Source organism: Methylobacterium sp. OAE515 (assembly GCF_041806315.1).
In the GTDB taxonomy this organism is placed as follows: Bacteria; Pseudomonadota; Alphaproteobacteria; order Rhizobiales; family Beijerinckiaceae; genus Methylobacterium; species Methylobacterium tardum.
The window spans coordinates 93,603-120,405 of the sequence record NZ_JBGMUV010000002.1 but is presented as its reverse complement, the minus strand read 5'-3'; the positions used below and the strand labels follow the sequence as shown (position 1 = coordinate 120,405).

Here is a 26,803-nt window from a genome sequence, read left to right as displayed (position 1 = left end):
CAGATGAAACCGAACGCTTGTAGACATGCTCCCGGCATTTTGCCTACGCTTCTCCATGGGTTTACCGTACGGAGACCACCGGATTTGGCGACCATCGATCTGTCCAAGCTAGTGGGACGCTTGAGCGAAGGCGCGCGACGCACCCTTGAGGCGGCCGCCGGAAGCGCGAGCTCGCGCTCGAACTACAACGTCGAGATCGAGCATTGGCTGGTTCAGCTGCTCGACCGGCCGGAACTCGATGTGACCGCGATCCTGCGCGGGCTCGAAGCCGATCCCGATCGCGTCATGGCCGGCCTGACGAGCGCTTTGGATCGTATCGCCACGGGTAGCGGCCGGACGCCGAGCCTCGCGCCGGATGTCGTCCGTGTGATGAAGGAGGCTTGGCTTTTCGCATCCGTGGAGCATGGCACGCCTGCATTCCGCTCCGGGCATCTGCTGTGGGCGGCGCTGTCGGATGAGACCGTGGCGGCGCGGTTGGTCTCGGCCGCACCCGACCTGCGCCGCATCGGTCCCGATGCGGTGCGTCAGGGCTTCGCGGCTCTCGTGGCGCGCAGCGCGGAAGGCGGTCGGACCGCCCCGCCGGACGCGACCGCGGGTGAGGGTGGCGGAGCGGCAGGTGGGTCCACGAGCCTGAGTGCGACCCCGGCGCTGGACCGGTTCACCACGGATCTCACCGCTCGGGCCCGCGCCGGACGGATCGACCCGATCCTCGGCCGCGACGCGGAGATCCGTCAAGTCATCGACGTCCTGACCCGCCGCCGTCAGAACAATCCAATCCTTACCGGTGAGGCCGGCGTCGGCAAGACTGCGGTGGTCGAGGGTTTGGCGGCTCGGATCGCTGCTGGCGACGTGCCACCGCCGTTGGCCGACGTGGCCTTGCGGACGCTCGATCTCGGGCTCCTGCAGGCAGGAGCCGGCGTGAAAGGCGAGTTCGAAAACCGTCTGCGCGGCGTAATCGACGAGACGCAGGCGAGCGCCAAGCCGGTGATCCTGTTCATCGACGAGGCCCACACGCTGATCGGCGCAGGGGGGGCGCCCGGCCAGGGTGATGCCGCCAACCTGCTAAAGCCGCCACTCGCGCGCGGCGAACTGCGGGTCGTCGCGGCCACGACCTGGTCCGAGTACAAACGATATTTCGAGAAGGATGCGGCGCTGACACGCCGATTCCAGCCTGTGAAAGTGGGGGAACCCGACGAGGCAACGGCCATCGATATGGTGCGGGGCCTCTTGGCGACCTTGGAAGGGCATCACCGCGTGCGCATCCTGGATGAGGCGGCGCAGGCGGCCGTCCGCCTCTCGACGCGTTACATTCAAGGCCGCCAGCTACCCGACAAGGCCATCAGCCTCGTCGATACGGCCTGTGCCCGCGTCGGGATGAGCCAAGCCGCGACGCCTCCGGTGATCGAGGATCGCCGGCGACGGGCTGCGGCGTTGCGGAACCAGGTTCGCGTGCTCGAACGCGAGGAGGTCTCCGGCGCCGACCACGCCGTCCGGCTGGCTGCGTCCGCCGAGGAGGACGAAGCTCTATGTGCCGAGCTTCTCGAACTTGAGGCGCGTTGGAAGGAGGAGCGGCGCCTGGTGGCCGAGCTCGCGCGTCTCCGCGAACAGGCGGAGCTGACCCCCGGATCGGCCGACCTGCGCATGGAGCTGGCGGCCTCCGCGAAGGCGCTGCGCGCGATCCAAGGCGAGCGCCCCATGGTGTTTCCGGTGGTGGACGCCCAGGCCGTAGCCGAGATCGTCGCGGATTGGACGGGAATCCCGGCTGGCCGGATGCGCGGCGACGAGATCGCGTCGGTGCTCTCCCTGCGCGAGATGCTGGCCCGCCGAGTGGTCGGACAGGACCATGCCCTCGAGGCCGTTTCCCAGGCGATCCGCACTTCCCGTGCCGGCCTCACCGACCCGCGCAAGCCGGTCGGCGTCTTCCTGATGGTCGGAACGTCCGGAGTGGGCAAAACCGAGACCGCGCTGGCGCTGGCCGAGGCTCTTTACGGCGGCGAACAGACCATGACGACGATCAATATGAGCGAGTTCAAGGAGGAGCATAAGGTCTCCCTCCTGATGGGCAGCCCGCCGGGGTACATCGGGTATGGCGAAGGCGGTATCCTGACGGAGGCGGTCCGGCGGCGTCCGCACTCCGTGCTGCTCCTCGACGAGATCGAAAAGGCGCACCCCGGCGTCCAGGACGTTTTCTTTCAGGTGTTCGACAAGGGCACGATGAAGGACGGCGAGGGACGCGACATCGATTTCCGCAACACGATCATCATCATGACTTCGAACGCCGGCACGGCGCTGATCGACAGTCTCTTCGCCGACCCCGTGAGCGCCCCGGATCCCGAAGGACTCGGCGACGCGCTGCGGACCGAGATGACGAAGCATTTCAAGCCCGCGTTCCTGGGTCGCGTCAGCCTCGTACCCTACCTGCCGCTCGGCCCCGACACCCTCGACCGGATCGTCGACCTGCAACTCCGGCGCGTCGCCGACCGAGTCGCGGAACGTTACGGAGCCGACTTCACGGTCAGCGACGCGGCCCGGGCGGCGATCCGTTCGCGCGCCGACGTTGCTGGAGCCGGCGCCCGCGGCATCGAGGCATACCTTGCAAGAAGCCTTTTGCCTGACCTTTCCGCACGGTTCCTCGCCCGTATGGCGGAGGGGCAGCCGATCGCCGAGGTCCGGATCGATGTCGATCCCGCTTCCGATCCGGCACATGCGCTGGCTTGCATCGTGGCGTAGTAATGTCCGGCAACATTACCGATCTTTTTGCCCGTTGATCCAGAGCATGGGCGCAGGTTACGCCTGCAATAACATTCGTATATTCGGCAACAATTCCGCAACTTTTGGACTAAATACTTGGATATCCGCAGTCGCGGGCCGAAATAGGACGGGAAATTACCGATGGCTATCTACTTGAAAATTCAAGGAGCGGAAGGCGACGTTACGGAGTCCGGTCACAAGAAGTGGATCGAGTTGCTCGACGTGCGCTGGAACATGTCGCGCACGATCCGGAGCGCGGTGGGCGTGGGCAACAACCGCGAGTCCTCCTCCGCGTATGTGAGCGAGGTGATGGTCACGAAGTACGTCGATAGCGCCAGCAAGGGCGTGGCGAGTCTCGCCTTCGTAGGGACCGCGAAGGATGCCACGATCGAGTTCACCCGCGTAGACAAGGGCCAGGAAGCCACGTTCCGCAAGCTCGTGCTGACCGAAGCCATCATTAGTAGCCTGTCCAACCAGGCGGCCGGCTCCGATCGCCCCGTCGAGGTGATCACGCTGAATTTCACCAAGATCGCGATCACCGATACCGACCAGAAGGACGACGGGACGCAAGGTTCACCTGCCACGACGACCTACAATCTGGCCACCGCGCAGACCGAGTAGACACCCGACGGCCTCGTCGCGGCGGGCCCCATCCGTCGGTGCCGCCGGCGGGGTGCGCCGCTCGACGCGCCGCGATATCCCGAGGGCACATCCCCGCGCTTCTCGAGTTGGGTGCGGCTTCTCGCCGACGGCCACCGTGTCCCGCAGCGGCGCGTAGAACAGAACGCGGCAGCGCGTTCTGATGCGTCCACGGCGGAGACATTGTCGGGATGGTTGCCGGTCCGCGCCCCTTATTCCTGGGCGCAAGCGCCTTCATGGACCGGGTCGCGCCTTCCCCGAGCATTGGATCTCGCGGGTGCGTAGGACGTTTGGGCGCTCCCGATCGGGAACGGTGTAGGCGTCCGTAATTGTCCGGCCGCCCTACGGAATCTTAGATGAACTCCCCTTTTTCGTTCCCCTGATTACCAGGCGACGGCGGAGTGGGAGCAGCCTTATGATCGCCGCCGCAAGCCTGCGCAACTATGACGGTTACGTTGTCCTTGACCCCGGCACCGAGCGCCGCTTCGAGGAGCGCGGCAGCTGGATCATCCTCGTCCATGTGACTTTCGATGTCCTGCGACGACAGCGCTTTGGGCAATCCATCGCTGCAGAGCAGGAATCGGTCGCCCGGCTCCGCCGCCGCGACGACCTTGTCGAGGGGAGCGTTGTCGGGCCCCACCCCGAGCGCCCGTGTAATGATGTTGGCGTCAGGATGGCGTTCGGCCTCGGCATCGGTCAGCCTGCCGGCCCGCACCAGTTCTCCGACCATGCTGTGGTCGCTGGTCAGTCTCAAAAGCTCGCCGTTGCGGAAAAGGTACGCGCGAGAGTCGCCGGCCCAGACGCAGGCGAGATGGCTACCGCTGAACAGGAGAACGACGACGGTGCTCGCGGGAGAATTCCGCCTACCGCCACCCGAGATGGTACGTAAGCGTTTGTGCACCGACTGAAGCTGATCCCGTACCGCGGCGAGGATCTCGGCGGGACCGATGGAGTCGGGGATCTGCTCGAGAGCCTTCACGACTTCGGTGGCTGCAAACGCGCCCCCGCCATGACCCCCGACTCCGTCCGCGACGGCGAACAGACCTATCTCGGGGCGGCAGAGGAAGGCGTCCTCGTTACTGGTGCGTCGGGTTCCGGGATGCGTGATCGCCCAGTGTCGTTGCGTACCCATCAAGACCTGACCATCTCCATGAACGCTGTCGCATCGGGCCAGCCGGGTGTCTCCAGATCCTCGTTCGAGGCCAGCCGATCTCCACGCCACCACCGAGCCTGCCTGTCCCGAGCTGGAACGGTGATCCGATCCGGGATCACGCGAGGTTCCGCATGGCTGCCCAGGGCGGCGATCAGGTCGTCCGGCGAGACGTCACCGCGGATCGCATCCGCGGCAACCGCTTCTGCCGCGTCCAGGAAGCCGTCCGTCAGCAGCACGCCTTGAGCGGCCAGAAGGAGCGGGAAGGGGCGTCCGACGCTGTCGGAACTCGCGAACCAGACGCCGCTCAGGAGGGCTTCGCCGCAGAGCCCGGGCGCAAGGAGGAAGCGCCAAGGCCGCAAAGCCTCCCAGTTCCCGTACCAGTCGCCGTCCAGCTCGCATCGGGCCACCGGGAGAACCCGCTCGACCCAGCCGTCCCAAGCCTGTGCGACTTTCCTCGGCAGTCCCTGCCTCAGGAAGTCGCCGCGGGCCGGCAGCTTGCCGTAGAACCCGGCCCGTACCGAGATCATCGGATTGTAGGGCAGCGAAACCCCCGAAGCGGGTTCCGGGAGAATGGATTCAGGGCCGAGCCGGCCTGCAGCACATAGGCGGCCCGCCGGCCACCCGCGACGATCGTCAGATCGAAGGCGGTCGAGGACCGTCCCGGGGTCGCGCGCGCGTGGTCCAGCAGCTTGAAAAGCGCCCAGGTGCCAGTGAACTGGAGGCTTGCGGGCGTCGGCCGCGGATCGCTCGTCGCGATCGCGAGTCCCCCGAAGACGCCGGGGTCCGGGGCGGGTTGATCATCGAAGGTCAAGGAGGCGGCACTTAGCCCCCCGCTCGGCCACGTGAAAGTCGCCGCCTGGTTCGGGTCCTTGCTGACGGTCGTGGCACCGATCGTCAAGCTTGCGGCGGGATCGTTGTTCGAGGCCGGAACCAGGGAGAAGCTGAGCTGCGGCGAGTTCCCTGCGGGGAAGAAGACGGCTCGTATCGCGGCCGCCTGCTGGAAGGCGGCGGCTGCGGCAGCGTCGAGCGGCGGAGCGATGCCACCCAACGTCCGTACCTGCCATGTAGGACCTCGGGTATCTACGAAGCCACGGATCTGCCTCTGGAAGTAGGTATCGAATTGGCCGCCGGGCGCGAACAGGCGCGAGAAATCGTCGATGGGAGCGTCGAGGCGGGAGTTCGCGTCGAACGGATAGTGTCCGTCGACGACGGCGTGGCAGAGGGCGAGAGGGCCGTCCGCCGCTGCGTAGGCACCGGCCGCGGAGGCACGCGTCGATGTGCCGAGGATCTGGCTGCCCGAGGTCGCAATCTCGCGTAGCCAGTTCGACAGGGGTATGGGCTGCCGATCGGCTTCGGCCGTCAGGAGCTGGGCAGGGTCGCCGCTCCGCTGGAGATTGTCCTGCAAGGGCGCACCGCCCGGAGCGGCGGCTGCCAGAACCTGCTGGAGATCGTTGATCAGTCGCAGGATGTTGGTGAGTGGCGACGCCTCTCCCTTATTCACCAGGTCGGCAAGCGCTCTGTAGTGTCCCTCCACGCTCCGCAGCGCGGGCGAGATCGGCGCCGAGACAGGAGTTCCGCCAGACGTCGAGGAGGGCCGGTCGGGCGGCGCAACGGATCGGTCCGTGGCTCCGTCCGGGATGCGCAGCTCCTGGCTGATCGCCGTCAGGAGATCTCGGATCGGAGATTGCGGCGAAGACAGCACGTACAGGTCGCGCACGGCCTTTTCCTGACCGTTGAGGTGCTCCAGGGCCAGGTCGCCGAGGAGCGCGTCCCAGTGAGCTTTGTAGTCGGCGGCGTAGAGCGAGAGGACGGCCTCCTCCAACGCTGAGATCTGCGGCTCCTCGGTCGGCACCTGCTCGGCCCGGCCGAGGACCCAACTCTCGGCCGCCGCCGCCCGCGCCACGCCCGGAAGAGTGGGCTGCAGCACGTCACGGTACCCGCGCCCGCTGTAGAGGCCCGGGATGCCCTCGCCAAGCGGTCGCCGGGAGAGCCGCGTGAACAGACGCCGTCCATCGGCACCGAGGGCCGCAGCGGCCGTCCATTCGGGGAGCGACAGGGCAGCGGCGCTCGTACGCAGCCGTCCGTAGACGCGTTCCGCCAGGGTGACGCGGCTGAAGGCGGCGCGGGCGGAATCGACGAGCGCTCCGTCGAGCTGGATCTCCGGCAGGCGTTCGGCAAGCAGCACGTCGAGGTGGCGGGACAGGGACGTACGCAGCGGCGCGTCCAGATTGGTCGGGAAGCGCACGTCCCAATCCGCACGCATCCGCGCCCGCACCGCATCGGGCTCGAGGGGGCCCTGACTGCCGAGCATGAGATAGATTCGCGTGGTGTCGTAGAGACGTGCCGGATTTCCGAACTCCGCCCGCATCTGATGCTCCAAGCGCCAAACGAGGCGGGGAAGAAGGATGCGCTGAAGCGCATGACGGTAGACCTGCCGGTTAGCCTCGGCCAGCTTGTTGCGCTGCGAGAGCCCGAGCATCAGCGGGTCGGCATCCACCTCGCGCGACAGCTCCGCCGCAGCGTCGAGGACCGGCGCGACCTTCACGAGGTCGTCGTCCGTGACCGGATCGAGCGGCAGGCTCGACAAGCGCTGCCGATACGTGGCGAGCGCCTCGCGGGCCTGATCGACCGCCTGCCGATCCTTCGCGTCCGCTCGAAAGATCAGGCTCCCGCCGGCCAGCAGGCTGGCCGCGACCAAGGCGAAGCCGGCGATCCGCAGTGCGTGCCGCCGCCAGCGGCCGCTCCCGCGGGTGATCAGCAGCGCCTCGCCCAGGATGACCTCTCGGACGAGCCGAGTGACGAAGTAGCTGCGTCCGCTCACCGGGCGTAGCGCCGGGACGCCCGTCTGATCGATGCCGAAGGATGCGGCCAGCATCCCGGTCAGCCTGTCGATCGGCGTTCCCTGTTGCGTCGCCGACGTGAGGTAGACGCCGCGCAGGAATGGAGCCGGGTCGAGGCGCCCTCCGGAGAAAGCGAGATTCAGAAAGGCGAGGAGAGGCTGCTCGAGGCTCGCGACCTGAAGGGCGAACTGCCCGATCAGGGCCCGACGCTCGCCGGCCCGCTCCGCCTGGAGACGTTCGACCTGACGATCCTCAAGCCGCCCGAGGAGCAGGCGGAACTCGGGTACAAAACGATCTGCACCGCCGTCGAGCGGAAACGTCATGCCCCATACCTGGCCGCGCCCTTCCGCATCGAGATCATCGAAGTAGGCATCGAATCCGCACAACCGGTCGGCCTTGCTCAGCACCAGGTATACGGGCACGCGCAGGCGCAGGCGCTCGGTGATCTCGTTGATGCGCAGGCGCACCGCCCTCGCGTGGGCGTCCCGTTCGGCCGGCGTGGCGGTTAGGAGATCGGGCAGCGACAGCACGACCACGACGCCGTTGATGGGCTGCCTCGGGCGGGTGCGCAGCAGGAGGTCGAGGAAGCTCCTCCAGCCCGCAGCATCGATTTCGGCGGACGAATCCTGGGTCGTGTAGCGTCCGGCGGTGTCGATCAGCACCGCCTCGTCGGCAAACCACCAGTCGCAGAGTCTCGTGCCGCCTACGCCCGGCAGGGACGGCTTCCCGCCGTCCTCCCCGAGCGGCAGGTGGAGGCCGGAGTTCATGAGCGCCGTGGTCTTGCCCGATCCCGGCGGTCCGATCAGCACGAACCACGGCTGGTCGTAGAGCTGCCCCTTGCGCCAACCACGCCGCTGCAGCCGAGCCAAGGTCCGCTTCATGTGTTCGCGAAGCTGCGCGACTTCCTCGGCCGCTTCGGCCTCGGCCTCGGCTTCCGCTGCCGCGCGGGCGCCAGCCTCGTCCGCCATGCCGGCGGCGAGCGCATTCCGGCGGCGGCGACCGCGCCACGAGATCGCGCCGTTCACGGCGAGGTAGACCACGAGCAGCGCGGCGATGGCGGAGAGCCGCACGGCCGGCGCTTCCAACATCGGAACGACCGGAAACACGGACCAGACCAATGCGCTCAGGATGGTCCAGCCCGCCAGGCCGGCGCCCCATCGACCCGCGAGCTGCATCAGCAGTGACGAGACGGCGTTCATCGGGGACGGCTCTCCGGTTCGGTCACGATCTCGATGCGGCGGTTCTGCTGGCGTCCCTCCGGCGTGCCGTTGTCCGCTATGGGATCCGCGTCCGCGCGACCTTCGGATCGGACGCGGCCGCTGCCGAGCGTCCGGGAGAGGACGGCCTCGGCCGCTCGGGCCCGGGCCCGTGAAAGTTCGTAGTTCGACGGGAACGCGATCGTGCGGATCGGTGCGTCGTCCGTGTAGCCCACAATGAGGATCGAACCCGGTCGGCTCTTCAGCGCCGCCGCGATCCGCTCGAGGATCGGTCTGAACCGCGGCTGGAGCGTCGCGCTTGCAGAGGCGAACATGCCGACGCTCCGGACCCGGATGATCGGCGCCGCGGCGGTTCCGGTCAGGCTCACCACCCCCGCCTTGATCTCGGGCTCCAGAAAGCGTGCGAACCCGTCCCCTTCGACCTGTTGCGGTGTCGGCGGCATCCTCTTCGGCGGTCCGTCGCGGGCGATGGTCGGCATCGCGCCCGGAGGTACGGCGAGCGCGGCATCGAATAGCAGGTCCGAGCTCCTGCTGAGGCCGAACAGAACGAAGGCGTAGGCGAGGCCGAGGAGACCGAGAGCCGCGAGGCCCGCGAGCCAGACCGGCAACTCGGGCCGCAACGGCCGATATGGTGCCGAGATCCCGTGCCAGTGAGGCGAGAGCGCGGGCTCGGCGATCCCGCGCTGCCGCAGGATTACGAGGTAGGTTTCCTCGCGTACGCGGTCGAGCTCGGCGGCGCCCCGGGGTGAAACGCGATAGCGGCCCTGCATGCCGAGCGACATGCACAGATACATGAGCTCGATCGCCGGCAGAAACCTGCCCGGCGTCTGACAGATGCGCTTGAGCAGGTCGAAGAAGCGCTCGCCGGCGCGAACCTCCTGGTGGAAGGTCGATACCAGGGAGGCGTCGGCCCACGAGCCGCGGCTGCCCCATGGTGTGTTTTGCACGACGTCGTCGAGGCTTGCGCAAAGAGCGTAGTGGCTCGTGCGTAGGAGATCGACCGGGACCTTCGCGGCCCGGAGCGCTTGTTCGTAGCGGCGCACCTCGATCACGGTCCGCTCGCGCAGACTCGAGGCGTCCGGAACTGACGCGACGTTGCGCAGGCGCGCCAGCAGCGACAGCAACGGGGTGGCGGCCGCGATCACCGGCGAGCCGTTGCCGACAGGCAGATCCGTGAAGCTGCCGAGCCAGGGATCGGGCGCGCGTGGCGGCGCCGCGGCGCGACGGCCTGATCTTGGCACGACGAACGTGCGATCGTCGTCACCGGGCTCGACGAACGGATTCTCGGTCAAGGTACTCGTCTCACGCGCGGATCGCCCAGAGTTCCAGGCCGAGGTTCGGGAAGTCGCCCGAAACGTGGATGGCGAAGCCACCCGAGTTCTGCATCTGCGGCCAGTGCGGCGAGTTGCGGTCGAGTTCGAAGTACTGGGCCTCCGGGATGAAGCGCATCTGCCGCGGCGCCACAGGCAGCGCCTGCAGCTGGATGCCAGGGATCGCTACGTTCACGAGTTCGCGTATGTGCTCGACGGCGCCGATCTTGACGGTGCTCGGGAACAGGCGCCGGAGGGTCTCGCCCGACATGTCGGCCTTCGCGACCAGGACGAGCCTCGTGCCGGTCAGGAGGGTGCGATCGAGGATCGGTCCGACCCTGACTCCATGGCGGCGCTCCTGCAGCGCGATCTGGATCGCAGTCTGCTCCAGCACCGTCGAGAGCGAGCGACGGATGTCGGCCACCACCGGAGCGAAGGTGCGCTGGAGGTCCTCGTGCCTGTACGACTCGAAGCGGCCGGGGCGCCGCCGCGAGTCCGTGAAGGTCGCAAGTTCCCCCGCGACCTGGAGGAGCGTGAGGAACAGGGCTTCGGGGTGGATGCTCCCGGTATCCGCAAGGTGGGAGAACATGGTCTGCCAGCCATTCACGGACTGCAGCAGAAGGAAGTCGGCGACTTCGGCGCTGCTCTTGCCCGCAACCGCGGTGAGCCGGGCCGCGATCGCCTCGCCGCGCTGGTTCAACAGACCTGAGAGCTCGACGAGGAGACCGGCGAGCTGCGGGGCCGCGACGCAGGTCAGCACCGTCGGGATGAAGCCATCGTCGAGCGTGACTCGCCGATCCGCGCCGACCTCGACGATCCGCGCGACGGGCAGGCAGACGTAGCCCTCACGATCGTCGGTCTCCAGGAGGAAGCGCAAGCTGAGGCGGCCGAGCTGGAGTTGTGCGCTGTCGGGCGCACCCGAATGCGTATCGAAGGCTTCGAACTCCTCGGCCTCGTAACGTCCGATGCGCCCCTCGCCGGTGACCTCGGCAGCACCTGGCTGTTGGAAGGGAATGGCGAGGAAGACGACAACGTTGCGGGCCGTCTCGGGGACCGTCAGGGGTGACGGCAGCGCCGCCTCGTCCGGCGTCGCGAAAGGCGTCCCGTCCACGAACAGCCCGGCTGCCGCAGTCAATGCGAAACGCCCGGTGCCGAGCAGGTCACGGGAGATCGATAAGGTCGTAAATCCGTAGGGGAACGGCCGCAACCCGGTAACGCTCCGCCGCAGCTCCGCTGCGGCCCACCGGTCCTGCTGCTGGAAATGCTGGGCTCGAAGGAACATGCCCTCCTGCCATAGAACTCGGCTCTGCCAGGTCATCGCGTCTTCCCGGGCTGTGCCATGTCGACGGCATCGGCGACGTCCCCGGGGTCGGTCTCGCGCGTCGCGATAGTGTCGAGGGCGGCTTCGTACGCACGCGCGAAGGCGCGGCCGAACACGCTGTCAAAGTCGTCGCCCAGCGCCTGCGTCACCTCGGCATGACGGACGACGTAGGTGTCCCAGGCCGCCTGCTTTCGCCGTTTGAGCAGGTCGTCCAAGGGGCGTGGCCGCACGCCGCGCATCAGTCGCTCGGGCGATATCTGGGCGAGCAGGTCGCGCACGGCGCTCTGCAGGGCGGCTGCCGTCGCCAGCTCGTGGAGCCGGATGTCGCGCAGTGCCTCGGCCAGCGCGGCAGCCGCCGTCACGGAACTCTGACGGCCGAGACCCAGAAGTGCGGCGAGAGCATCGTCGTCGTCCGCGGAGAACTTCAGCGGGTTGTTGCCGGCCGGGCGGATCATCGTCTGACCGATGCGGAACTCGCTTTTCACAGCGGCCCGGGCAATCATGCTCTGGCGTAGGCCGCTCACCACCACCCGGAAGGCGGCACCGAGTCGGTGCAAGGCCGCGTCCGGGTCCGCGGGGACTTCCGAGCGAACGCGTGCACCCGCCAGGAACGCGGCGAAGCCCGCCTCGGACGGTTCAACGGCCGTCGCGTCCGCGTCGGCGGAGAGGATGTACGACGGTCCGCCCGCCGGCCGCGTCGGCAATGCCGGCGCGGAGCCGTCGTGCGCGGACGGGACGGCGACGGCGTCGTCGACATCCCAGTCCTCCGGCAGCAGGTCGACGCTCGGACGGGGAGGCCTGAAGTGCGATTCGAGATCCGAAGTCTGATCGGCTTCGGGAAAGGGGCGTTCGGGGATCCGGTCTCCGTCTTCCAGAAGGGTGTCCAGATCGAGCGGCAACACAACTGACGGATTTGCGACTTCCAACGGATCATCGTCGTCGAGCGGAAATGGATCACTCGTCAGACGCTCCTCGCTCGACAGATTCCCATCAGGATCGGGCGGCATGGCCAATCGTGTCGGCGCGTCGGCGGCATCGCCGGACGCAGTCGGCTCAAGCCGGAACTCGATCTCGTAGCCGCCCAAGGTAAGCCGGTCCCCGGCGCGCAGAGGAAAAGGCAGCCGGTTCTCGATCGCGCGGCCATTCAGCAGAGTTCCGTTCGCGCTGGTATCGGTCACGAGCCATGTGTCGCCGCGCGCCTCGATCCGGCAATGTTGCTTGGAGAGGACCTTGTCCGGATCCGGGAGAACCCAGTCGCAACCGCTTCCGCGCCCGATCGTCAGGTCGCCGTTGGAGATGTCCCGCTGTTCCCGCACGACGCCGTCGGGAGAACGTATCACTGTTAGCGTCACGCTCATCTCAGCCGCCCCAGATGGGAGGGCAACCGGACAGCCCCAGCATGCATCGCATCTTCATCCGATGAGGACTGTCGGACAGCCCTGCACGACTTTACCCCCGTGCTGACAAGGATCGTTCACGCGGGCTGCACGCTTGCCGCCGATGAACACCGTGAGGGAGCCGAGCACAATGCGATCAGTTGGGCCGACGCAGGTGGCGGCGTCGCCCTGGCGAGCTGCCGGAAGGTTGGCGATTAGGACCGTCTCGCACCCCTGAACGATGGGGCCGCCCACATGTGGAATCGGCCCCGTCGAGGAGGGGCAAACATGCTCGTCAGAGATTCTCGCTGCAGGAAATCCGGCCATACTTCTGCCCTTCCTCAGAAATCCAGTCTATAATGATGAGCTCTGTTTGTTATGTTGCAATCCGTAAATTGTATGGCCATGAATTTTTGAACTTAATTATATTCATAATATGCGGCAGATAGCTAGATCTATGGCGTTCTAATTTATCCGGATGAGCGGACCTTTGATAACTATTCCCCCCTCAGAGATCTCAATTTGGCTGGGGCCTGATCTAAGCGTAATAGTGCCAAAATTAGCGGTAATAGAGATATCTCCGCGTTGGCTTAGGATTTTTCCATCGCGTCCAATTGTGATAGTTTTGTCTCGCTTGACAACTACGCTTCGGTCGCGATCTACCACGGTCAACTGATCGTTCTCGACCTCGGTGGTTTGATCTTTTTGCGCGTGCAGGTAAAGAAGCTCGTTATCCTTCGCGTCGTCGAAGGACAACTCGTTGAAGTCTTTCGTGCCGCCTTTCACGGTCGAGCGGCTTCGGAATCCCTGCTTAGTCTGCTCGCCCGGGACGGGAAACACCGGCGGGTCGTCCTGATGGTAAAAGCAGCCGACCACGACCGGATTATCGGGATCCCCGTTCATGAAGGAAATCCCGACCTCGGTGCCGACCCGTGGCAAGTGCTGCCATCCCCAGCGGTTGCCGGCCCAGGCGTGCAGCACCCGGATAAAGATCGCGCCTGCGGCGGTCGTCTCCTTGCGATGCTCGAACAGCGGCTGCACTTTGATGCGTGCGAGGCTGTCGGCGTGGATCTCCTGTCCGGCTTCGCCTAGGACGATCCCGGAGAAAATTCCGGCCATAACCGGCCGCGGGATCGTCAGTTCGTCGCGCCAAGTCACCGATTGCCGAAAGCAGGCGAACTCGCACTCGAAGGTGGGTGGTGCGGTCCCCCCCAGCCACGTCTCGTCGCTCGCCCGATGCGTAACACTCTGCACGACGAAGTCGACGTCGGCCTCGCGATCGATAGGATCCTTCTCCAGGGTGAAGCGAAGCCCGGCGGACAAGCGAGGGTCGAAGCCGTGACCGCGACACAGCGCAGCTGCTGCTTCGGCAGCTTCTTGTCGATACTGAGCGCGTTTGTCGGCGACGTTCCTATCCACTGTCATGGCCGGCCAGCGGTATACGTTGCGTTTGACGGCGCCGGCGGTTTCGAGCCGCGTGCGTTGCTGCCCGTCCACCAGCCGGCGCGGCTTCTCCGGATCGTAATCCTGGATCTGCACGGCACCCGTTGTCGTAGCGAGGCTCTCGCTCCACTCGTTGAAAATATCGACGTTGTCGCCCTGCCCGACGACACGATGCAGGGGGCCAGACTGCTGTCGGAATGATTGATTCCGGTTGGTAATGACAAGCTTATGGTTGGCCTGTTCGAACTCAAAAAAATAATATAATCCGCTCTCCTGCATAATCCTTTGCACGAACTGTAAATACGATTCGTCAAATTGCGTGGTATATGGGCGCACCTCGTCGGATCCAAAAATTCTAAACTCGACATCCGTGATGTCGTGCTCTCTAAATATTTCAGAAAGGATGTCTTTTGCGGACTTATGTTGGAATATTCGGCAATCGACGGACTGGGCGAGAAACCATAGTCGTGGAACGATCTCGAGCCGGTACACCCAGCGGCCGCGTCGCTCGATGCCGACGGAAGTAAAGCGACGGACTATCCCGTGAAAGCGGCGGTCGATGCCGTCCTTGCGGCGTACAGTCAGCCCCACAGATCTGTATAGAAGCCTGTCCGGATCGATCGCCTGCTCGGCCGACACCGCCTCCACGTCTATCTCATAAGGTGCACTGATCCGCTCACGCGCCGTCATCGCGACGGCGTGCAGCGTTCCCGACTGGTAGAGTTGCCGGTCGTCGCCAAGAGGCGAATCGAGCAGCAGCAACGACGACAATGCGCCGGTCATGTCAGGTACTCTCCCGCGGCTGGGCGGAAACGCGTGTTCGTGTGCACGCTCGGCCGTAATCCGGAGTAATATTCGCCGTCATCGAGCGTCTTCGCATGCGATATTCTGGTTGCCCTGTGGCCACAACGATCCACAAATTGATTGATATTGCGCCTTCAGAATTGAAATATTGTCGGTCTTTGTTACAGTATCATTTCGAAGAATTTTCCCTGAGTTACAGCTGTAACCCTCCTGCATGGGCGTGCGTCTGCGACGTTTGATCCGGTTCGAGCTAGGTGTATGGTCCCGGGATGAGGTGTGACGGGTCGATCCTGAAGCGATTGGGCTCTTTCGTCCAGGCGTTCAGGATGAACTCGGTGGGTGTCAGGCCCCGCAGGGTCTTGAGCCGACGAGCGTGATTGTAGGCATCGACGAACAGGTGCAGATGCGTTCGAAGCTGGTCGTGGCTGTCGTAGTGGTAGCGCTTGACCGTCGCATCCTTGATGGTGCGGTTCATCCGCTCGACCTGCCCGTTGGTCCAAGGATGGTTCACCTTGGTCAGCCGATGCTCGATGTTGTGCTCGTCGCAGACGCGGTCGAAGATGTGCTTACTATCGTAGATGTCCTGTCGACGTGATGTGAACTGAACGCCGTTATCTGTGAGCACGGTGTGGATGCGGTAAGGCACCGCCTCAATGAAGTCGCGCAGAAACTGGGCGGCCTCCATCTTGCCGGCGCTCTCCACGAGCCGCACGAAGGCAAATTTGCTGGTTCGATCGATGGCTACGAACAGCCTGAGCTTACCTTCGGCCGTGCTCACCTCGGCGATGTCGATGTGGACGTAGCCAATGGCGTAGGTCGCAAAGCGCTGCTTCTTGGGTTTGTCGCCTTCGATCTCGGGTAGTCGGCTGATGCAGTGCCGTTCCAGGCAGCGATGCAGCGAGGATCGCGTCAGGTGCGGGATCGTCGGCTGCAAGCCATAGAGGCAGTCGTCAAGCGGCAGCAGGGTATGCCGGCGGAAGGCGACAATGATCGCTTCCTCCTCGACGGTGAGCACGGTGGAGCGCGGTTCCTTGGGGCCCATCCGGGCATCCGCTGTGCTCGTCCGTTTGCGCCACTTCTGCACCGTCGTCGGGCTGACGCCGTAGCGCTTGGCCAGCGCTCTTACGCTCTCTTCACGTAGCTGGATCGCGCGACGGACTGCCTCCGTCGTGGTGGCGCTTCCATGAAGAACCTGGCCCATAGCGCATCCCTCGCAGCATGGTGGTCAACCGTACCACCACACCGCGGGATCAAACACCTAGCCCTAAATAGCCTCCGGGGGCCGGTCGTTGAGCGGGTGCAGATCGCGGACCATCGCGGCTGTCCGCGACATGTCTGTGTGCAGGTAGATCTCGGTCGTCCCGAGATCGGCGTGACCGAGCATCTCCTGGATCTCCCGCAGGTTCGCACCGTTCGACAGGAGGTGCGACGCGAAGGCGTGCCGCAGCTTATGGGGCGACACGCGGTCCGGGTTCGGAATGCCCGCAGCAACGGCCGCCTCTTTGATCTCGGCGAGCGCGCTCTGCCGGCTGAGGGCGGTCGCGCCGTTGCGGACAGAGTGGAACACCCACTTCTCCGACCGCGAGCCATACGCGGCCGCGAGGCGCCACCAGAAGGCGACCGCCTCAATCGCCCTGTCGTGAAGCGGCACCAGCCTGTCCTTGCCGCCCTTGCCGGTAACGATCATCGAGCGGGTGCCGGATGCGATCGCCTTCGCGGGCAGATTCACGGCCTCCGACACGCGCATTCCGGAGGCGTAAAGGATTTCGAAGAGAGCGGCCCGCCGCGCGTAGCCCGCCTGCCGGTATAGACCGACGGTCTCGTCGCGCGCCTGCGCGTGTGCGGTCTCGACGAGCCTGTCGACCTCGGACATCGACAGCACGAGCGGCAGGCGCCTCGGGCGTTTCATGGGCGCGACGAGGCTCGTAGGGTCGATCTCGACCAGTTCCTCGGCCAACAGGAAGCGGTGGAGCGATCGCACCACCGTCCTACGATGGCCAATGGTCGCTTCGGAGAGATTTTTTGCGTCGAGGTGTCCGAGATAGTCGGTGAAATCGGCCCGGGAAGCCTGTACGATCGTCTTGCCGCGACCGGCCAGGAAGTCCGCCCAGCACCGCGCGCTGTTGCGGTACACTTCCAGCGAACTGTTCGCGGTCCCGCGCTCCGCAGCGGAAGCCTCGAGCCACTCTTCGATGAGATGCGCGGACGTCGTCGGGTGGTGCATCAGGCCAGGCTGGCTCGATCCAATGAGGATTCCGTCAACGTCGGCATGTCGGACCGGGTACGATCGGCAGCCGAATGCGCCGTGAGCAAGGGGAGGGGGCCCGGTTTGCGCCGACCGGCGCCGTCGATATTCTGCGATCTATGACTTCAGGATCGAAGCTTCGCGTCGTGGTGGGTCGGATGACCCCCGGGTGCCCGATGGTTCGCGCCGTCGCTCGGACCGGGGCAGGGCGGTCGAGCACCCTGCCCCGGTCCGGTGATGGTGCAGTGACCCGGTCGGTTCGCATCGATGGGGAGGGCGACCTCCATCGCATGCACCTGGCTGAGGAGGATTACGGCGTCTCCACCTCGCTGACCGAAGCCCTGGAATACGTCTGCGAGCTTGAGAAGGCGCACCCGCAGCGCTATGATCTCAAGTTGCCTGAGGCCTCGATCAAAGCAGCACGCGGCACCAACCTCGCGTGGGTCGAAATCGAAGGCTAGCCGAAGAAACGATCACGCTCTGCATGGACGGGGCCTATCCTTCGACACGCCCGCGTCATGGAATTCTTGTCAAAAGATGCCTTATGCGAATTTTGCATGTTGAACGACTTGATCTTGTGACCGTCGGGCCCCGTCTAATCTCACACTGGCGCGAGCCATAAAATGGGACTGGCTCAGCACTCCTCCCGACAAGGCGCCGTAAAATGGTTGTGAAGGAGCGCCGTTCACGAACCGTGATGGTTTCGGATTGTCATAGGCGGCTATGTGGTGAACCCGAACAGCGCAGGTGTTGGGTTGGGGGAGAGGGCAGTCCGGATCCCCTCCCCGCTCGAGCCCCTCCCCGGTCAAGTTAGGATGCCCGAGAAACGTGTGCTCGACGCGGACCGGTTCGCTGGGTCAGGGTCAGATCCTCTTCAGCGCGAGATCACATCAGGCAGCACCTGCTGGAGCAGGTCGCCAGTTCGCACGCGTACGGACACATCGATCTCTTCAACCACCGCGGGCTGGCTAAGCTTCCATGACTGTAAGCGAAGCTCCCGGCGGATCAAAGTTTTTTGACCGCTAAAATGGTCATAAAAGGCCATTGTGCCCGTTATAGCGGTCATTATACGGTCTCGACTTTCACGAAGGCCTCGCGTGGTCCGATGTAGCGTCACTGTGCGCTTACCTCCGAACCAGCAGCGGATCTTAAAGGTGGCCTCAAGGGCCGAACGCCGTCGCCGAAGATGTAGCCGCAAAGGTTGCGTCGTGCCCGACAGCTTCCCGGAAGCAGACATCCGGCATCAATCTTCTCACGGCTTTGGCGCAGGTCGATCGTGAAGGCGACGACAACATGCCCAGTGGGCGACCGACACTTGCGACGCACCAACGGAATTGACACGCTCGGCATCACAGTATGGTCGGCTCTTCCGGAGGCAGATCAGCCGCCTGCTTGTAGTGCTGGTACCAGAAGCGCCGTGACAAGCCCGCCATACTCTCCAGAAAGCTTACTGCGAACTCGTTGCGCAATGCCGTTGCGATTAGATCGTTTAACTGACGATCCAGGCGCGTAAACGTCAGGTCGTCCGACACCAAAGCGGACTCGCGCAGAGCCTGCGCGATGCCGGCGAAGACTTACCGCTCCACCTTCGTGGCCCACTCCGCGGCATGGCGGGCGATTAGGCGCTTCAAGACGCACGGGGTCGCCGGCAGGCACAGCTGAGTGCGGACGTGAATGTCGGATACGAGGTGATCCTCCCCTGATTTCGCGGACACGGGGAGATTAGCTCGCGGTCCGTTCGGCCTGCTCGGGCGTGAGATAGCCGAGTGCCGAATGGATGCGTTGCCGATTGTAGTAGCCCTCGATGTAAGCGAACAGATCGCGCCGCGCTTCATCCCGGGTCGCCCATCGTCGCTGATGGACGAGCTCGACCTTGAGCGTGTGGAAGAAGCTCTCCATCGGGGCGTTGTCGTAGCAGCATCCTGTCCGACTCATGGACGGCTTGACCCCCATACCGGCGAGCTGCTTCCGGTAGGCCTCGGCCGCGTACTGGCTGCCGCGATCCGAGTGGCAGATCAACCCAGCGGCCGGCCGCTGCCGCTGGGCGGCCATCATCAGCGCAGCCACGCTCAGCTCGGCCCGCATATGATCGCGCATCGACCAGCCGACGATCTTGCGCGTGGCCAGATCGAGGACGGCGGCCAGGTACAGCCAGCCCTCGCCGGTTGGCAGGTAGGTGATGTCGGCCAACCAGACCGTATTTGGCCGCGCGGCCGAGAAGTCCTGCTTCAGGAGGTTTGGGGCGATCGGGAGATCGTGGCGGCTGTCGGTCGTGCAGGGCCGGAACCGACGCCCCGCCAGCGCACGAATGCCGTGTTGGCGCATGAGGCGCTCCACCCGCCCGCGGCTGACAGTCCGGCCCTCGGCCCGCATGCACGCGCGGCGCACCGTAGCGCCGATGATGGGCGGCATGGATGCGCTGGACGTCGTCCAGGAGCGGGCGGTTGGAGGCCGAGCGGGCGCTCTCAGGCCGTGACCGCCAGCCGTAGAAGCCACTGGGTGAGACTCCGTGGACACCGAAGCCCGCGAAGTCCTGTTCGAGAACCGCCAGTGGCGAGTGGATGAAGACGGGGTGGAATCCGTCGATCCTGCGCCCGAGTACTGGTTCGAGGCCAAGCGTCTGAGCGAGACCACCGCCCGCTCAGGCGAGACCTTCTACGATTGGCCGCTTCAGATGGCCGACAAGACGTGGATCGACATTGAGGCGTTCATCGAGGCGTTCACGAAGGCCCTGGAGCTGCACGCCGGCAAGTACGCGCCGCCGGTGGATGAGGATATGCTTGCGCGCAGCGTGGAGCGGGCCCGTCGGGAAGCCCGGCGGCGGTAGGATACCGTGCAGCGGGGCGTCGCGGTCAGGGGTCGTGATCTGACTCAGGCGGCGCCCGGATACAGGTCGATAGTCGGGCCGCGTGCACGTTCGACGCGCCTTCCGTGCGGGCTTCGATCGGCGTCAAGTGCCTGTGAAAACGTACCAATCCTGCCCGACCGCAAAACTCTCGCGCGAAACTAATTCTGCGGGTGGCTCCCCATCCGGTCTGTGCTCCCCCGGCCTGCGACTTTCGACCCGCCCTCCCATCGGCGCGGTCATCACCGGCCGCCACGATGCCACCGACACGGCTCGCTGAACCATCTGTCCGCGCCGCCGTGTCGTTCTCGACCTATCGGGACCGGCGACCGGCAGACCAACGGTTTGCCTCACCTCGAAAAGGTGTGGTGTGGCGGTGTGGCGCTAGGATGCCTACCTCACTGCCTCACCACCCCCACCCCCTTTAGGGGGGTGTGGCAGGTGGGGCAGCGGCGTCGCGGGCCGAAAATGAGGTGGGGCAGACGATGGCGGCAGATCGCAGGATCACGTTTTTGATCGGCAGGTACGGTGAGGATCGGGCCAAGCAGGTCGAACTGTTGGCCACCATCCAAGCCGAGCGCGGCCTCGACCCGCCGCAAATCACCGAGGCGGCGGACGGAGCCGCCTACGCCGACCTTTTCACCGATGAAGGCGGAAGCGATCTCGTCTGCTCGTACCGACAGTTGAACCTTTCTCCGATGCGCCTGTCGGAGCGCATGCTTGCCGACCTCTAGTCGGACGCGCCTTCGCCGACCTCGATGAAGCTCCGCTTGTTGCGCTTCTCGTACAGGCCCTCGACCACCACAAGCATGCCCGTGCCGATCCACGTCTTGAGCATCGCCTTGACCCGCGCCTTGCCGGCGACATCGAGCTCGATCGCCAGCGCCTCGGCGATGGCGAGGCCGGCCCAATCCTTGGCCTGCGCGTTCTCGCGCCACCGGCCCGCGCCGATCGCCCGCTGCGCTTTGCGCAGATCCTCGACCGTGACGCCCTCCAGCATGTCGGGCCAACACCAGGGCTCGACCGCCGCGACGTGGTCGCCACCGTCCGGTCCGTTGCCCAGCGGCACCGAGGCGAGCCGGAACCAATCGGTGCGATCCGGGGGAGGCGCTAGGTTCGCCTTGCCGTTGTCGGCCCGGAAGTAGCCGCGAGGCGTGACGAGGCCGGCCTTCTCGGCCTGGTCCTTCGTCATAGGGTTCAGCACGCGGGCCGATCGGGCCGCGGCCAACAGCGCGCCGGCACCGCGCCCATCCTCGACGGTGAACTCGACGCCGCCGCTCTGCCCCTTCCGCACGTGGTGGATCAGCTCGACGGCGGCCCGCCCGGTCTCGGCCACTCGATTCCAGGCCTTAGCCACCAGATTGATCGCGGCGTTGTCGTTCTCGCTCACCCGGTGCGACGACACGAAAGGGTCGACCATCGCCACGTCGATCCGGTTGGCGACGATGGTCTTCACCAGGTCCTCGACCACCGGCTCGGCGACCTTCGTGCCATCCTTCGTCGTCGAGGCGATGACGATCTCGGAGGTGCGCCCGCTGTCGAGGAACAGCCGGCCCTCCAGCTCGGCAGGCTCGACGCCGTAGCGCAGGCAGATCGCGGCGACACGGCGCTCGATCTCCTCGAGCGGATCCTCAAGCGCGATGTACCAGACCCGCAGGCAGCGCGGCGGCGCGACGCCGAGCAAGGCGCGACCCGTCACCATGGCTATTGCCTCGACCAGCGCGAGGCTGGACTTGCCGACCGCGCCGGGAGCCACCGTCTTCGACAGGAATCGCCGGATCAGATGCCGGCCGTACAGCCATTCCCGCGGCGGGATCTTGGACGGGTCCCGCCATCTGAACGGCGTGGCCTTTATCGCCTTGCGGGGCTTGCCGCCATCTCCGGCGCCGTCCGTATCCGGTTCGAAGGCCGTGAACTCGACGTGATCCTCGGCGTTCAGATGCTCCGGTTGCGCCATCAGCGTCGAGCCTCCCGGACCGCATCGTTCATGTCACCGCCGACGCGCGGGCGGGCCAGCACCACCTCACGCCCGGCCGCGTGCCAGCGCTCGCCGCACACCCGCGCGGCCGCCTCGCTCGCCCCGCCATCGCCGCTCTCCACGAGGATCGTCAGGACCTCTATGCCAGCGAGCACGGGAAAGACGCGGATCGCGCCGACCGAACCCAGGGCCCATGCTGGCCGGATGCCGAGCTGCCGCGCCGCGAGACACGTCTCGATGCCCTCGCCGATCGCGAGGCCGGTCGTCACCGCGTCGTCGGGGTCCAGCTTCACCGCCGCGCCGCCGACCGGGCCCAGCATCTTACGCCCGACCTTCGCGCCGTCGGCCATCAGCGCGGTTCGATGCACGGCCTGCAGTCGATCCGAGAGCACGCACCGCATGGCGGCGACCATGACGGGCAAGCGCTCCTCCCCGAAGGCGCAGGCCGCGTGGAATCGAAGCACTGCGCCAGGATCATTGGGCAGCGTGATCCCGCGGCCGGCGAGATAGCGCTCGACCACCGTATCGGTCGGATCGCCCGCGGCGTGCCACACCGCCAGGGCGCGGCGGCGGCGCTCCAGATCGTCAGCCGCCACCGGGGCCGGCCGGTCGCTGGGCGGCGCCGAGCGGGCAGCATGTGTGGACCGCTCCGGCGAGATGCCGAGCCGGCCGAGCACGTGATCCTTGACCGCGCGCCAGTCGTCGCCGGCATGACTGTGCACGAGCACACCGCCGGGCGAGCCGGGATCCGGCCGGACGACCACGCTGCGATCCCGCGCCGAATGGCCGGGGCCGGGGCACAGCACCTGGCCGCCCGCCACTTCGCCGCCCAGCGCGTGCGCCATCTGGCGGAGATTCAGCATGATCCGGCCGCCTCCGCCGTCGTCGCGAGAGCCAGCGCGATATCGGCCGGGGCTCGCTTGCGGATCTCGGACAGCCACACCGCCTCATGCGCGGGGTGCGTCTCGACGATGACGACGTTTTCGCGGTTGCGCACCGCTCAGTTCACCGCCTCGGCGTAGATCGAGACGACGGGCTCGCTCGCGCACACCGCCGCCGCCCGGCAGGTCGACAGGTGCCGGCGAAGCGAGGCGCGATCGAAGCCGCGCGGGCCGAACGAGGTAGCTAGATCGTCGCCGATCAGCACCACCGCCGGCCGGTCCCGCGGGACAGTGAAGGCCACGCATCCCTGCGCCACGAACACGAAGGCGCAGCCGTGATCGCGCACCGCGAGGAAAGCCGGCCGGAGGTGCGCCGGCGCGCGCGAGATCGCGGCGTCGAGCATGGGGCGCTCGGCCGTGGTCCAGTCCACGAACATGCGGGAGATCCTTGCGATAAAGGCGAGGCGCGGGTGCACGCCGGTTCGGAGACAGGCGCGCGCTGACGCCGCCCGTGGGATGCGGTCGGGTCCGCCTATGCGGCCCGCCAGACCTTCTCGACGATGCCGTCCAGCACCCCGGCCTGCTTCGCGGAGAGGCTGCGGCCCTTCACCAGCTGCTCGGCCAGCGATTCGAGGAAGCCGAACTCCCATTTCCGAGCGAGCAGGCCGCGATCAACGCGGTGAAGGACGCCGAGACGAAGGCCGAAGCGGCCGACCCGGGCAAGTTCTTCCGGGAGAGCGCGGTGCTGACGCCCTACCGCCGCGCGCGGCTGGTGGGTCCGCACGTCGCAACGGCCGCCACCGCGGCGAAACCGCAGCCCGCGGCCAAGCCGGCTGCCCCCGCGGCACCCACGCGAGCCACCGGCATCCTCGACGCGATCACCGCCAAGCCGAAGCCCACGCGAGGGTGAACCGCCCTGGCCTTCAAATTTGGCTCAGGAGCCGCGCGAGACCGTTCGGGGCATGGTTTTGCCGCCCTCGACGCCCTGATCGCCGTCAGCGGCTAGATTTGCCGGCCTGCCGGGCATTCGGTGGGCACAGCTCGGCCCGCATGGCGGCGAGAGCCGTGCCGAACTCGCGATCAAAGGCGGCTTGCGTGAGGTCCGGCCAGCGGTCGAGGCACGCGGCCAGGAGGCTATCGGCGTCCCGGTACGCGCGGCCTTCGTCCGAGAGCGCGAACGCCTCGACGGCCTCGGCGAGGTCAACCATGGCGCGTGCTCCGCGATCGAATCGGTGGGGTATCGGACTGGCCGGTTCCGCCCTGCTGTGTCGCGGCCTCGGCGCGGACGGTCTCGGCCGCGATCTCGATGCCGCGCGCGATCTCGCCGGCCGTGATGCCGGGGCAGTGCCGAGCGCAGGCCAGCCGCCGCGCGCCGGGCTCGCGGAGCTGCCGGCCCCGAGGCGTGAGCAGGAACGCCGCCATGACGGAGGCGCGATCCTGGCTCACGGCCGGGCCGCCCGCGCCGCCGCCTCGCGCTCGGCCAGCCACGCGTTCAGGGTCGAGCGGCGGGCGCAGGTGAGCTTGCCGACCTTGAACGTCGGGATCGTCCTCTTGTCCGCGAGATGCCGCGCCTGCGGGACCTTCAGGCCGAGATGACCCGCGATAGCAGGCATGCCGTACAGGAGGTCGCGCGATCCAAGTTCTTCATCCGAAACATCCATCGGCTACCTCCTTGTCGCGTTTTTTGTCGCGTCGAGAAGCCGTCAGGCTTTCTCAGGTCGTTTGATATCAATGGGTTAGGTGGCAGCTCGTGTTTCGGCCCCTATCCAAAGAAAACGCCGCCCCGCGGCGGCGTAAGGTACTGTGACGATTGCGCTTTTTCCGCTCTCTTGCGACTTCGAATGTAGAACCAGTGCCGCAACATGGAGGGCTGGATCCCGAGCTCGGCCGCGACCTGCATCTGCGGCCGGCCGCTGCTCTCCAGAAGGGCGACCGCTTCGCGTTTGAACTCGGGCGTGAACTCTCGTCTCGTCTTTGCCATCCGACACCTTCCCCACTCAGCATGAGCGTATCAGAGGTGTCCGCGAAGCCGAGGGAGGATCAGACATCCAGTCACGAGCTACCCAGCAACCGCGATCCCAGTACGCGCTAGGTCTGCGAAGCTGTTGCGGTCGGTGAGCGCGATCGACCACCCGCCGGCCCTCGCGGTCCGCCCGAGTGTCGTTATCGGTTTGATGAGGCGATGCTGATCGGCAGGTCGTAGCGGCATGCTACTTGGAAAGCCGCTTCGAGCGGCGTTTCGGTTCGATTTTGGCTGCGGGCTCGCCTGCACGATTGCTCAATGTATCCGCAGCTACCACCAGATCGACTAGTTCGTGGATGTCGAAGCCAATAACCTCCGAAAGCTCGACGAGTTCGACGAGATCGATCCTACGTCCTCCCGCCTCGAGATTCGAGATGACGGATGGATATCGGTCGATGCGTCTCGACAGTTCGAGTTGCGTCATTCCCGCGCGCAGGCGGTATGCCACCAAGCTGTCGATCATCACCCTATGCCGGGCGCTTCGAAGAGTCTTACGCATCTGCCGACGGTTCGAAAAAAGCCGACCCGCCAGGTATCGATAAGTTTTGAAGTTCAGAAATTTCAAAATTCGAAATTTCTGATAGCGTCGCGGCGCCTTCTGATTCGGGACCCTCCGCGAGGCCGTCATGAAAGTCTGGTTCACCGCCGACCATCATTTCGGCCATGGCAACATAATCGGCTTCTGCAGGCGGCCATTTGCCGACAGCTTCGCGATGGACGAGGCGCTCGTTTCGCGATGGAACGAGGTCGTTGGCCACGAAGACGAGGTCTGGCATCTCGGCGACTTCGCCTACCGCTGCGATCCCCACAGGATCGCTTGTCTCTTCGACCGTCTGCACGGCCGTACGAAGCATCTGATTACTGGTCATCACGACCGTCGGCACACCTTGCAGTTGCCTTGGACGTCCACGCGTCCCTATGCGGAGATCATGATCGACAAAATACCGATCATCCTATTCCACTATGCTCTTCGAGATTGGAGCCGAAGCAGATACGGGGCGTGGAACCTACACGGACAAGGTCACGGTCGACTTCCGCCGGCAGGCCGCTCCTGCGACGTAGGCGTGGACGCGTGGGAGTACCGACCGATCTCATTCGAGCAGATCGTGGCAGCACGGTTGAACATGGGGCTGCGGTCCGAGCAGCCGCACGCGATCCGTTCGTAGGAGACCAACTCAAGCACTGCCATCTGCGGGAGGAGCGGCGGCCGCACCGATGTCGACCGTCGACGGCCTCAACGCGATCTGCGGCCAGAAATCTCGGGTTCGGCTGAACTTGACTCCGGCTTCCTGCAGACACTCCGCGAGTTGCCGAATCGTCTCGGGTTTCGGTTTGACCGTCGCCAGTTCGATGGCCGCGACCGTTCGCGGCGAAACTCCAGCACGATCTGCCAATTCCTGCTGGGACCAGCCCAGCCACGCGCGAGCCGCGCGCAGCTGAGCGATATCGATTTTAGCGAGTAGTTTCACTTGACGCGGCTCCAAAATTTTTGCATCGTGCGAATCGCTGTACGGCAGACCTGAACGCGAAGCGCGGAAGGTGCCGCTGCTAGTTGGCCCGATCCTTCGATGGCCTGCAAGCCATAGGATTGAGGATATCGCCGCACCTTCGTGGCCGTTCCTTCGATACATGTCGAAGACGACGCGCGATGCCGATGCAGTCGACCGCTCGGACGCGACGGAATTCCTGATCATTCCATCGATCGCTTGCCGACTCATCGGCGGACCGGGAACCTTTGCGCCATGCCCATTCCTTCAGGTTCCGAGGCGCGGAACAGCGATGCCGAATGCCGTCGCATCAGGCTCGCCGCAAGCCGCGCCCGTCTCGAGACTCTTCTTGAGATCGCGTTGATGGGACGCGACGACATCCGGACGGTAATGTCCCGCGGCCTCACCTGCATGCAATTCTACCGACAGCTGGAAGCAGAAGGCCTCGCCCACGCTTTCACGATCCGTAATGACGGCAGCCGCGTCATTA

Annotated in this window: 28 protein-coding genes and 2 pseudogenes; 6 read left to right on the top strand and 24 right to left on the bottom strand. The window is 65.7% G+C overall.

All coding sequences use genetic code 11. The features are described from left to right. Positions 1–3 precede the first annotated feature (3 nt). Together tssH and ABIE45_RS30775 are read left to right on the top strand one after the other, a co-directional pair. Positions 4–2,730 carry a type VI secretion system ATPase TssH gene (tssH, locus tag ABIE45_RS30780; RefSeq protein WP_209578446.1) on the top strand — a complete coding sequence of 909 codons (2,727 nt, stop codon included), beginning with the start codon at positions 4–6 and terminating at the stop codon, positions 2,728–2,730. A 162-nt stretch (positions 2,731–2,892) separates the two neighbouring features. Beyond that, positions 2,893–3,372, top strand: a complete 480-nt coding sequence (locus ABIE45_RS30775) for a type VI secretion system tube protein Hcp (protein ID WP_192711422.1) — start codon at positions 2,893–2,895, stop codon at positions 3,370–3,372. A 370-nt stretch (positions 3,373–3,742) separates the two neighbouring features. Here ABIE45_RS30775 and ABIE45_RS30770 read toward each other — a convergent pair whose 3' ends face one another. The 10 genes from ABIE45_RS30770 to ABIE45_RS30725 all read right to left on the bottom strand — a co-directional run bounded on the left by ABIE45_RS30770 (position 3,743) and on the right by ABIE45_RS30725 (position 17,078). Further along, complete coding sequence (locus tag ABIE45_RS30770; protein WP_192711421.1) at positions 3,743–4,522, bottom strand: PP2C family serine/threonine-protein phosphatase; 780 nt, start codon at positions 4,520–4,522, stop codon at positions 3,743–3,745. Beyond that, positions 4,522–5,070, bottom strand: a complete 549-nt coding sequence (gene tagF, locus ABIE45_RS30765; RefSeq protein ID WP_192711420.1) for a type VI secretion system-associated protein TagF — start codon at positions 5,068–5,070, stop codon at positions 4,522–4,524. The genes ABIE45_RS30770 and tagF overlap by 1 nt, the downstream gene beginning before the upstream one ends. Then, positions 5,067–8,582, bottom strand: a complete 3,516-nt coding sequence (gene tssM / locus ABIE45_RS30760) for a type VI secretion system membrane subunit TssM (protein WP_192711419.1) — start codon at positions 8,580–8,582, stop codon at positions 5,067–5,069. The genes tagF and tssM overlap by 4 nt, the downstream gene beginning before the upstream one ends. After that, positions 8,579–9,892, bottom strand: a complete 1,314-nt coding sequence (gene tssL, locus ABIE45_RS30755; RefSeq protein ID WP_192711418.1) for a type VI secretion system protein TssL, long form — start codon at positions 9,890–9,892, stop codon at positions 8,579–8,581. Before tssL ends, tssM begins: the two co-directional genes overlap by 4 nt. A gap of 10 nt (positions 9,893–9,902) precedes the next feature. Further along, positions 9,903–11,228, bottom strand: a complete 1,326-nt coding sequence (tssK, locus tag ABIE45_RS30750; protein WP_192711417.1) for a type VI secretion system baseplate subunit TssK — start codon at positions 11,226–11,228, stop codon at positions 9,903–9,905. Further along, positions 11,225–12,589 carry a type VI secretion system-associated FHA domain protein TagH gene (tagH, locus tag ABIE45_RS30745; RefSeq protein ID WP_192711416.1) on the bottom strand — a complete coding sequence of 455 codons (1,365 nt, stop codon included), beginning with the start codon at positions 12,587–12,589 and terminating at the stop codon, positions 11,225–11,227. The genes tssK and tagH overlap by 4 nt, the downstream gene beginning before the upstream one ends. A gap of 54 nt (positions 12,590–12,643) precedes the next feature. Next, on the bottom strand, positions 12,644–12,934 hold the full coding sequence (locus tag ABIE45_RS30740) for a PAAR domain-containing protein (protein WP_192711415.1): 291 nt from the start codon (positions 12,932–12,934) through the stop codon (positions 12,644–12,646). A gap of 138 nt (positions 12,935–13,072) precedes the next feature. Then, the gene (locus ABIE45_RS30735; RefSeq protein ID WP_192711414.1) at positions 13,073–14,833 is read right to left on the bottom strand and encodes a type VI secretion system tip protein TssI/VgrG; all 1,761 of its coding nucleotides are present in this window, start codon (positions 14,831–14,833) and stop codon (positions 13,073–13,075) included. A 271-nt stretch (positions 14,834–15,104) separates the two neighbouring features. After that, positions 15,105–16,055, bottom strand: a complete 951-nt coding sequence (locus tag ABIE45_RS30730; protein ID WP_373622127.1) for an IS481 family transposase — start codon at positions 16,053–16,055, stop codon at positions 15,105–15,107. A gap of 63 nt (positions 16,056–16,118) precedes the next feature. Continuing rightward, the gene (locus ABIE45_RS30725; RefSeq protein WP_192711786.1) at positions 16,119–17,078 is read right to left on the bottom strand and encodes a tyrosine-type recombinase/integrase; all 960 of its coding nucleotides are present in this window, start codon (positions 17,076–17,078) and stop codon (positions 16,119–16,121) included. Positions 17,079–17,389: 311 nt separating this feature from the next. Between ABIE45_RS30725 and ABIE45_RS30720 the strand changes: the two genes are divergently transcribed. Continuing rightward, positions 17,390–17,560 carry a hypothetical protein gene (locus ABIE45_RS30720; RefSeq protein ID WP_192711785.1) on the top strand — a complete coding sequence of 57 codons (171 nt, stop codon included), beginning with the start codon at positions 17,390–17,392 and terminating at the stop codon, positions 17,558–17,560. Positions 17,561–18,448: 888 nt separating this feature from the next. On the opposite strand, the gene ABIE45_RS30715 is transcribed toward ABIE45_RS30720, so the two are convergent. Together ABIE45_RS30715 and ABIE45_RS30710 are read right to left on the bottom strand one after the other, a co-directional pair. After that, entirely contained in the window at positions 18,449–18,631 is a 183-nt protein-coding gene (locus tag ABIE45_RS30715; RefSeq protein ID WP_192711784.1) for a hypothetical protein, read from the bottom strand. A 190-nt stretch (positions 18,632–18,821) separates the two neighbouring features. Then, a pseudogene (locus tag ABIE45_RS30710) lies at positions 18,822–19,614 on the bottom strand (IS3 family transposase); the annotation flags it as partial. Between ABIE45_RS30710 and ABIE45_RS30705 the strand changes: the two are divergent. Together ABIE45_RS30705 and ABIE45_RS30700 are read left to right on the top strand one after the other, a co-directional pair. Further along, on the top strand, positions 19,609–19,926 hold the full coding sequence (locus ABIE45_RS30705; RefSeq protein WP_192711615.1) for a hypothetical protein: 318 nt from the start codon (positions 19,609–19,611) through the stop codon (positions 19,924–19,926). The pseudogene ABIE45_RS30710 and the gene ABIE45_RS30705 sit on opposite strands and share 6 nt — an antisense overlap. Positions 19,927–20,417: 491 nt before the next feature. Beyond that, positions 20,418–20,678 carry a hypothetical protein gene (locus ABIE45_RS30700; protein WP_192711614.1) on the top strand — a complete coding sequence of 87 codons (261 nt, stop codon included), beginning with the start codon at positions 20,418–20,420 and terminating at the stop codon, positions 20,676–20,678. On the opposite strand, the gene ABIE45_RS30695 is transcribed toward ABIE45_RS30700, so the two are convergent. The 4 genes from ABIE45_RS30695 to ABIE45_RS30680 are packed head-to-tail and all read right to left on the bottom strand — an operon-like array spanning position 20,675 to position 23,240. After that, complete coding sequence (locus tag ABIE45_RS30695) at positions 20,675–21,901, bottom strand: AAA family ATPase (protein ID WP_192711613.1); 1,227 nt, start codon at positions 21,899–21,901, stop codon at positions 20,675–20,677. The two genes, ABIE45_RS30700 and ABIE45_RS30695, sit on opposite strands and share 4 nt — an antisense overlap. Further along, positions 21,901–22,785 (bottom strand): toprim domain-containing protein, encoded by an 885-nt coding sequence (locus tag ABIE45_RS30690; protein ID WP_192711612.1) that lies wholly within the window; start codon positions 22,783–22,785, stop codon positions 21,901–21,903. Before ABIE45_RS30690 ends, ABIE45_RS30695 begins: the two co-directional genes overlap by 1 nt. Continuing rightward, on the bottom strand, positions 22,779–22,919 hold the full coding sequence (locus tag ABIE45_RS30685) for a hypothetical protein (RefSeq protein WP_192711611.1): 141 nt from the start codon (positions 22,917–22,919) through the stop codon (positions 22,779–22,781). The genes ABIE45_RS30690 and ABIE45_RS30685 overlap by 7 nt, the downstream gene beginning before the upstream one ends. A gap of 3 nt (positions 22,920–22,922) precedes the next feature. Then, positions 22,923–23,240 (bottom strand): hypothetical protein, encoded by a 318-nt coding sequence (locus tag ABIE45_RS30680; RefSeq protein WP_192711610.1) that lies wholly within the window; start codon positions 23,238–23,240, stop codon positions 22,923–22,925. Between the two features lie 74 nt (positions 23,241–23,314). On the opposite strand from ABIE45_RS30680, the gene ABIE45_RS30675 reads away from it, so the two are divergent. Then, positions 23,315–23,713: a hypothetical protein gene (locus tag ABIE45_RS30675; RefSeq protein ID WP_192711609.1), complete on the top strand. Its 399-nt coding sequence runs from the start codon at positions 23,315–23,317 to the stop codon at positions 23,711–23,713. 85 nt (positions 23,714–23,798) lie between these two features. Here the strand turns inward: ABIE45_RS30675 and ABIE45_RS30670 are convergent, their stop codons facing one another. The 8 genes and pseudogenes from ABIE45_RS30670 to ABIE45_RS30635 all read right to left on the bottom strand — a co-directional run bounded on the left by ABIE45_RS30670 (position 23,799) and on the right by ABIE45_RS30635 (position 26,766). Continuing rightward, a complete protein-coding gene (locus tag ABIE45_RS30670; protein ID WP_192711608.1) occupies positions 23,799–24,011 on the bottom strand; it encodes a hypothetical protein in 213 nt (70 codons plus the stop codon). Beyond that, entirely contained in the window at positions 24,004–24,225 is a 222-nt protein-coding gene (locus ABIE45_RS30665; RefSeq protein ID WP_192711607.1) for a hypothetical protein, read from the bottom strand. Before ABIE45_RS30665 ends, ABIE45_RS30670 begins: the two co-directional genes overlap by 8 nt. 20 nt (positions 24,226–24,245) lie before the next feature. Next, positions 24,246–24,464 (bottom strand): DNA-binding protein, encoded by a 219-nt coding sequence (locus ABIE45_RS30660; protein WP_192711606.1) that lies wholly within the window; start codon positions 24,462–24,464, stop codon positions 24,246–24,248. Positions 24,465–24,652: 188 nt separating this feature from the next. Then, positions 24,653–24,784: pseudogene (locus ABIE45_RS30655) on the bottom strand (transposase); the annotation flags it as partial. 229 nt (positions 24,785–25,013) lie between these two features. Next, positions 25,014–25,289, bottom strand: coding sequence for a helix-turn-helix transcriptional regulator (locus tag ABIE45_RS30650; protein ID WP_192711605.1), 276 nt, complete (start codon positions 25,287–25,289; stop codon positions 25,014–25,016). Between the two features lie 28 nt (positions 25,290–25,317). Next, positions 25,318–25,695 (bottom strand): hypothetical protein, encoded by a 378-nt coding sequence (locus ABIE45_RS30645; RefSeq protein WP_373622925.1) that lies wholly within the window; start codon positions 25,693–25,695, stop codon positions 25,318–25,320. Between the two features lie 306 nt (positions 25,696–26,001). Further along, a complete protein-coding gene (locus ABIE45_RS30640; protein ID WP_373622924.1) occupies positions 26,002–26,520 on the bottom strand; it encodes a helix-turn-helix transcriptional regulator in 519 nt (172 codons plus the stop codon). Between the two features lie 60 nt (positions 26,521–26,580). After that, positions 26,581–26,766 carry a hypothetical protein gene (locus ABIE45_RS30635; RefSeq protein ID WP_192711603.1) on the bottom strand — a complete coding sequence of 62 codons (186 nt, stop codon included), beginning with the start codon at positions 26,764–26,766 and terminating at the stop codon, positions 26,581–26,583. Positions 26,767–26,803: the final 37 nt, after the last annotated feature.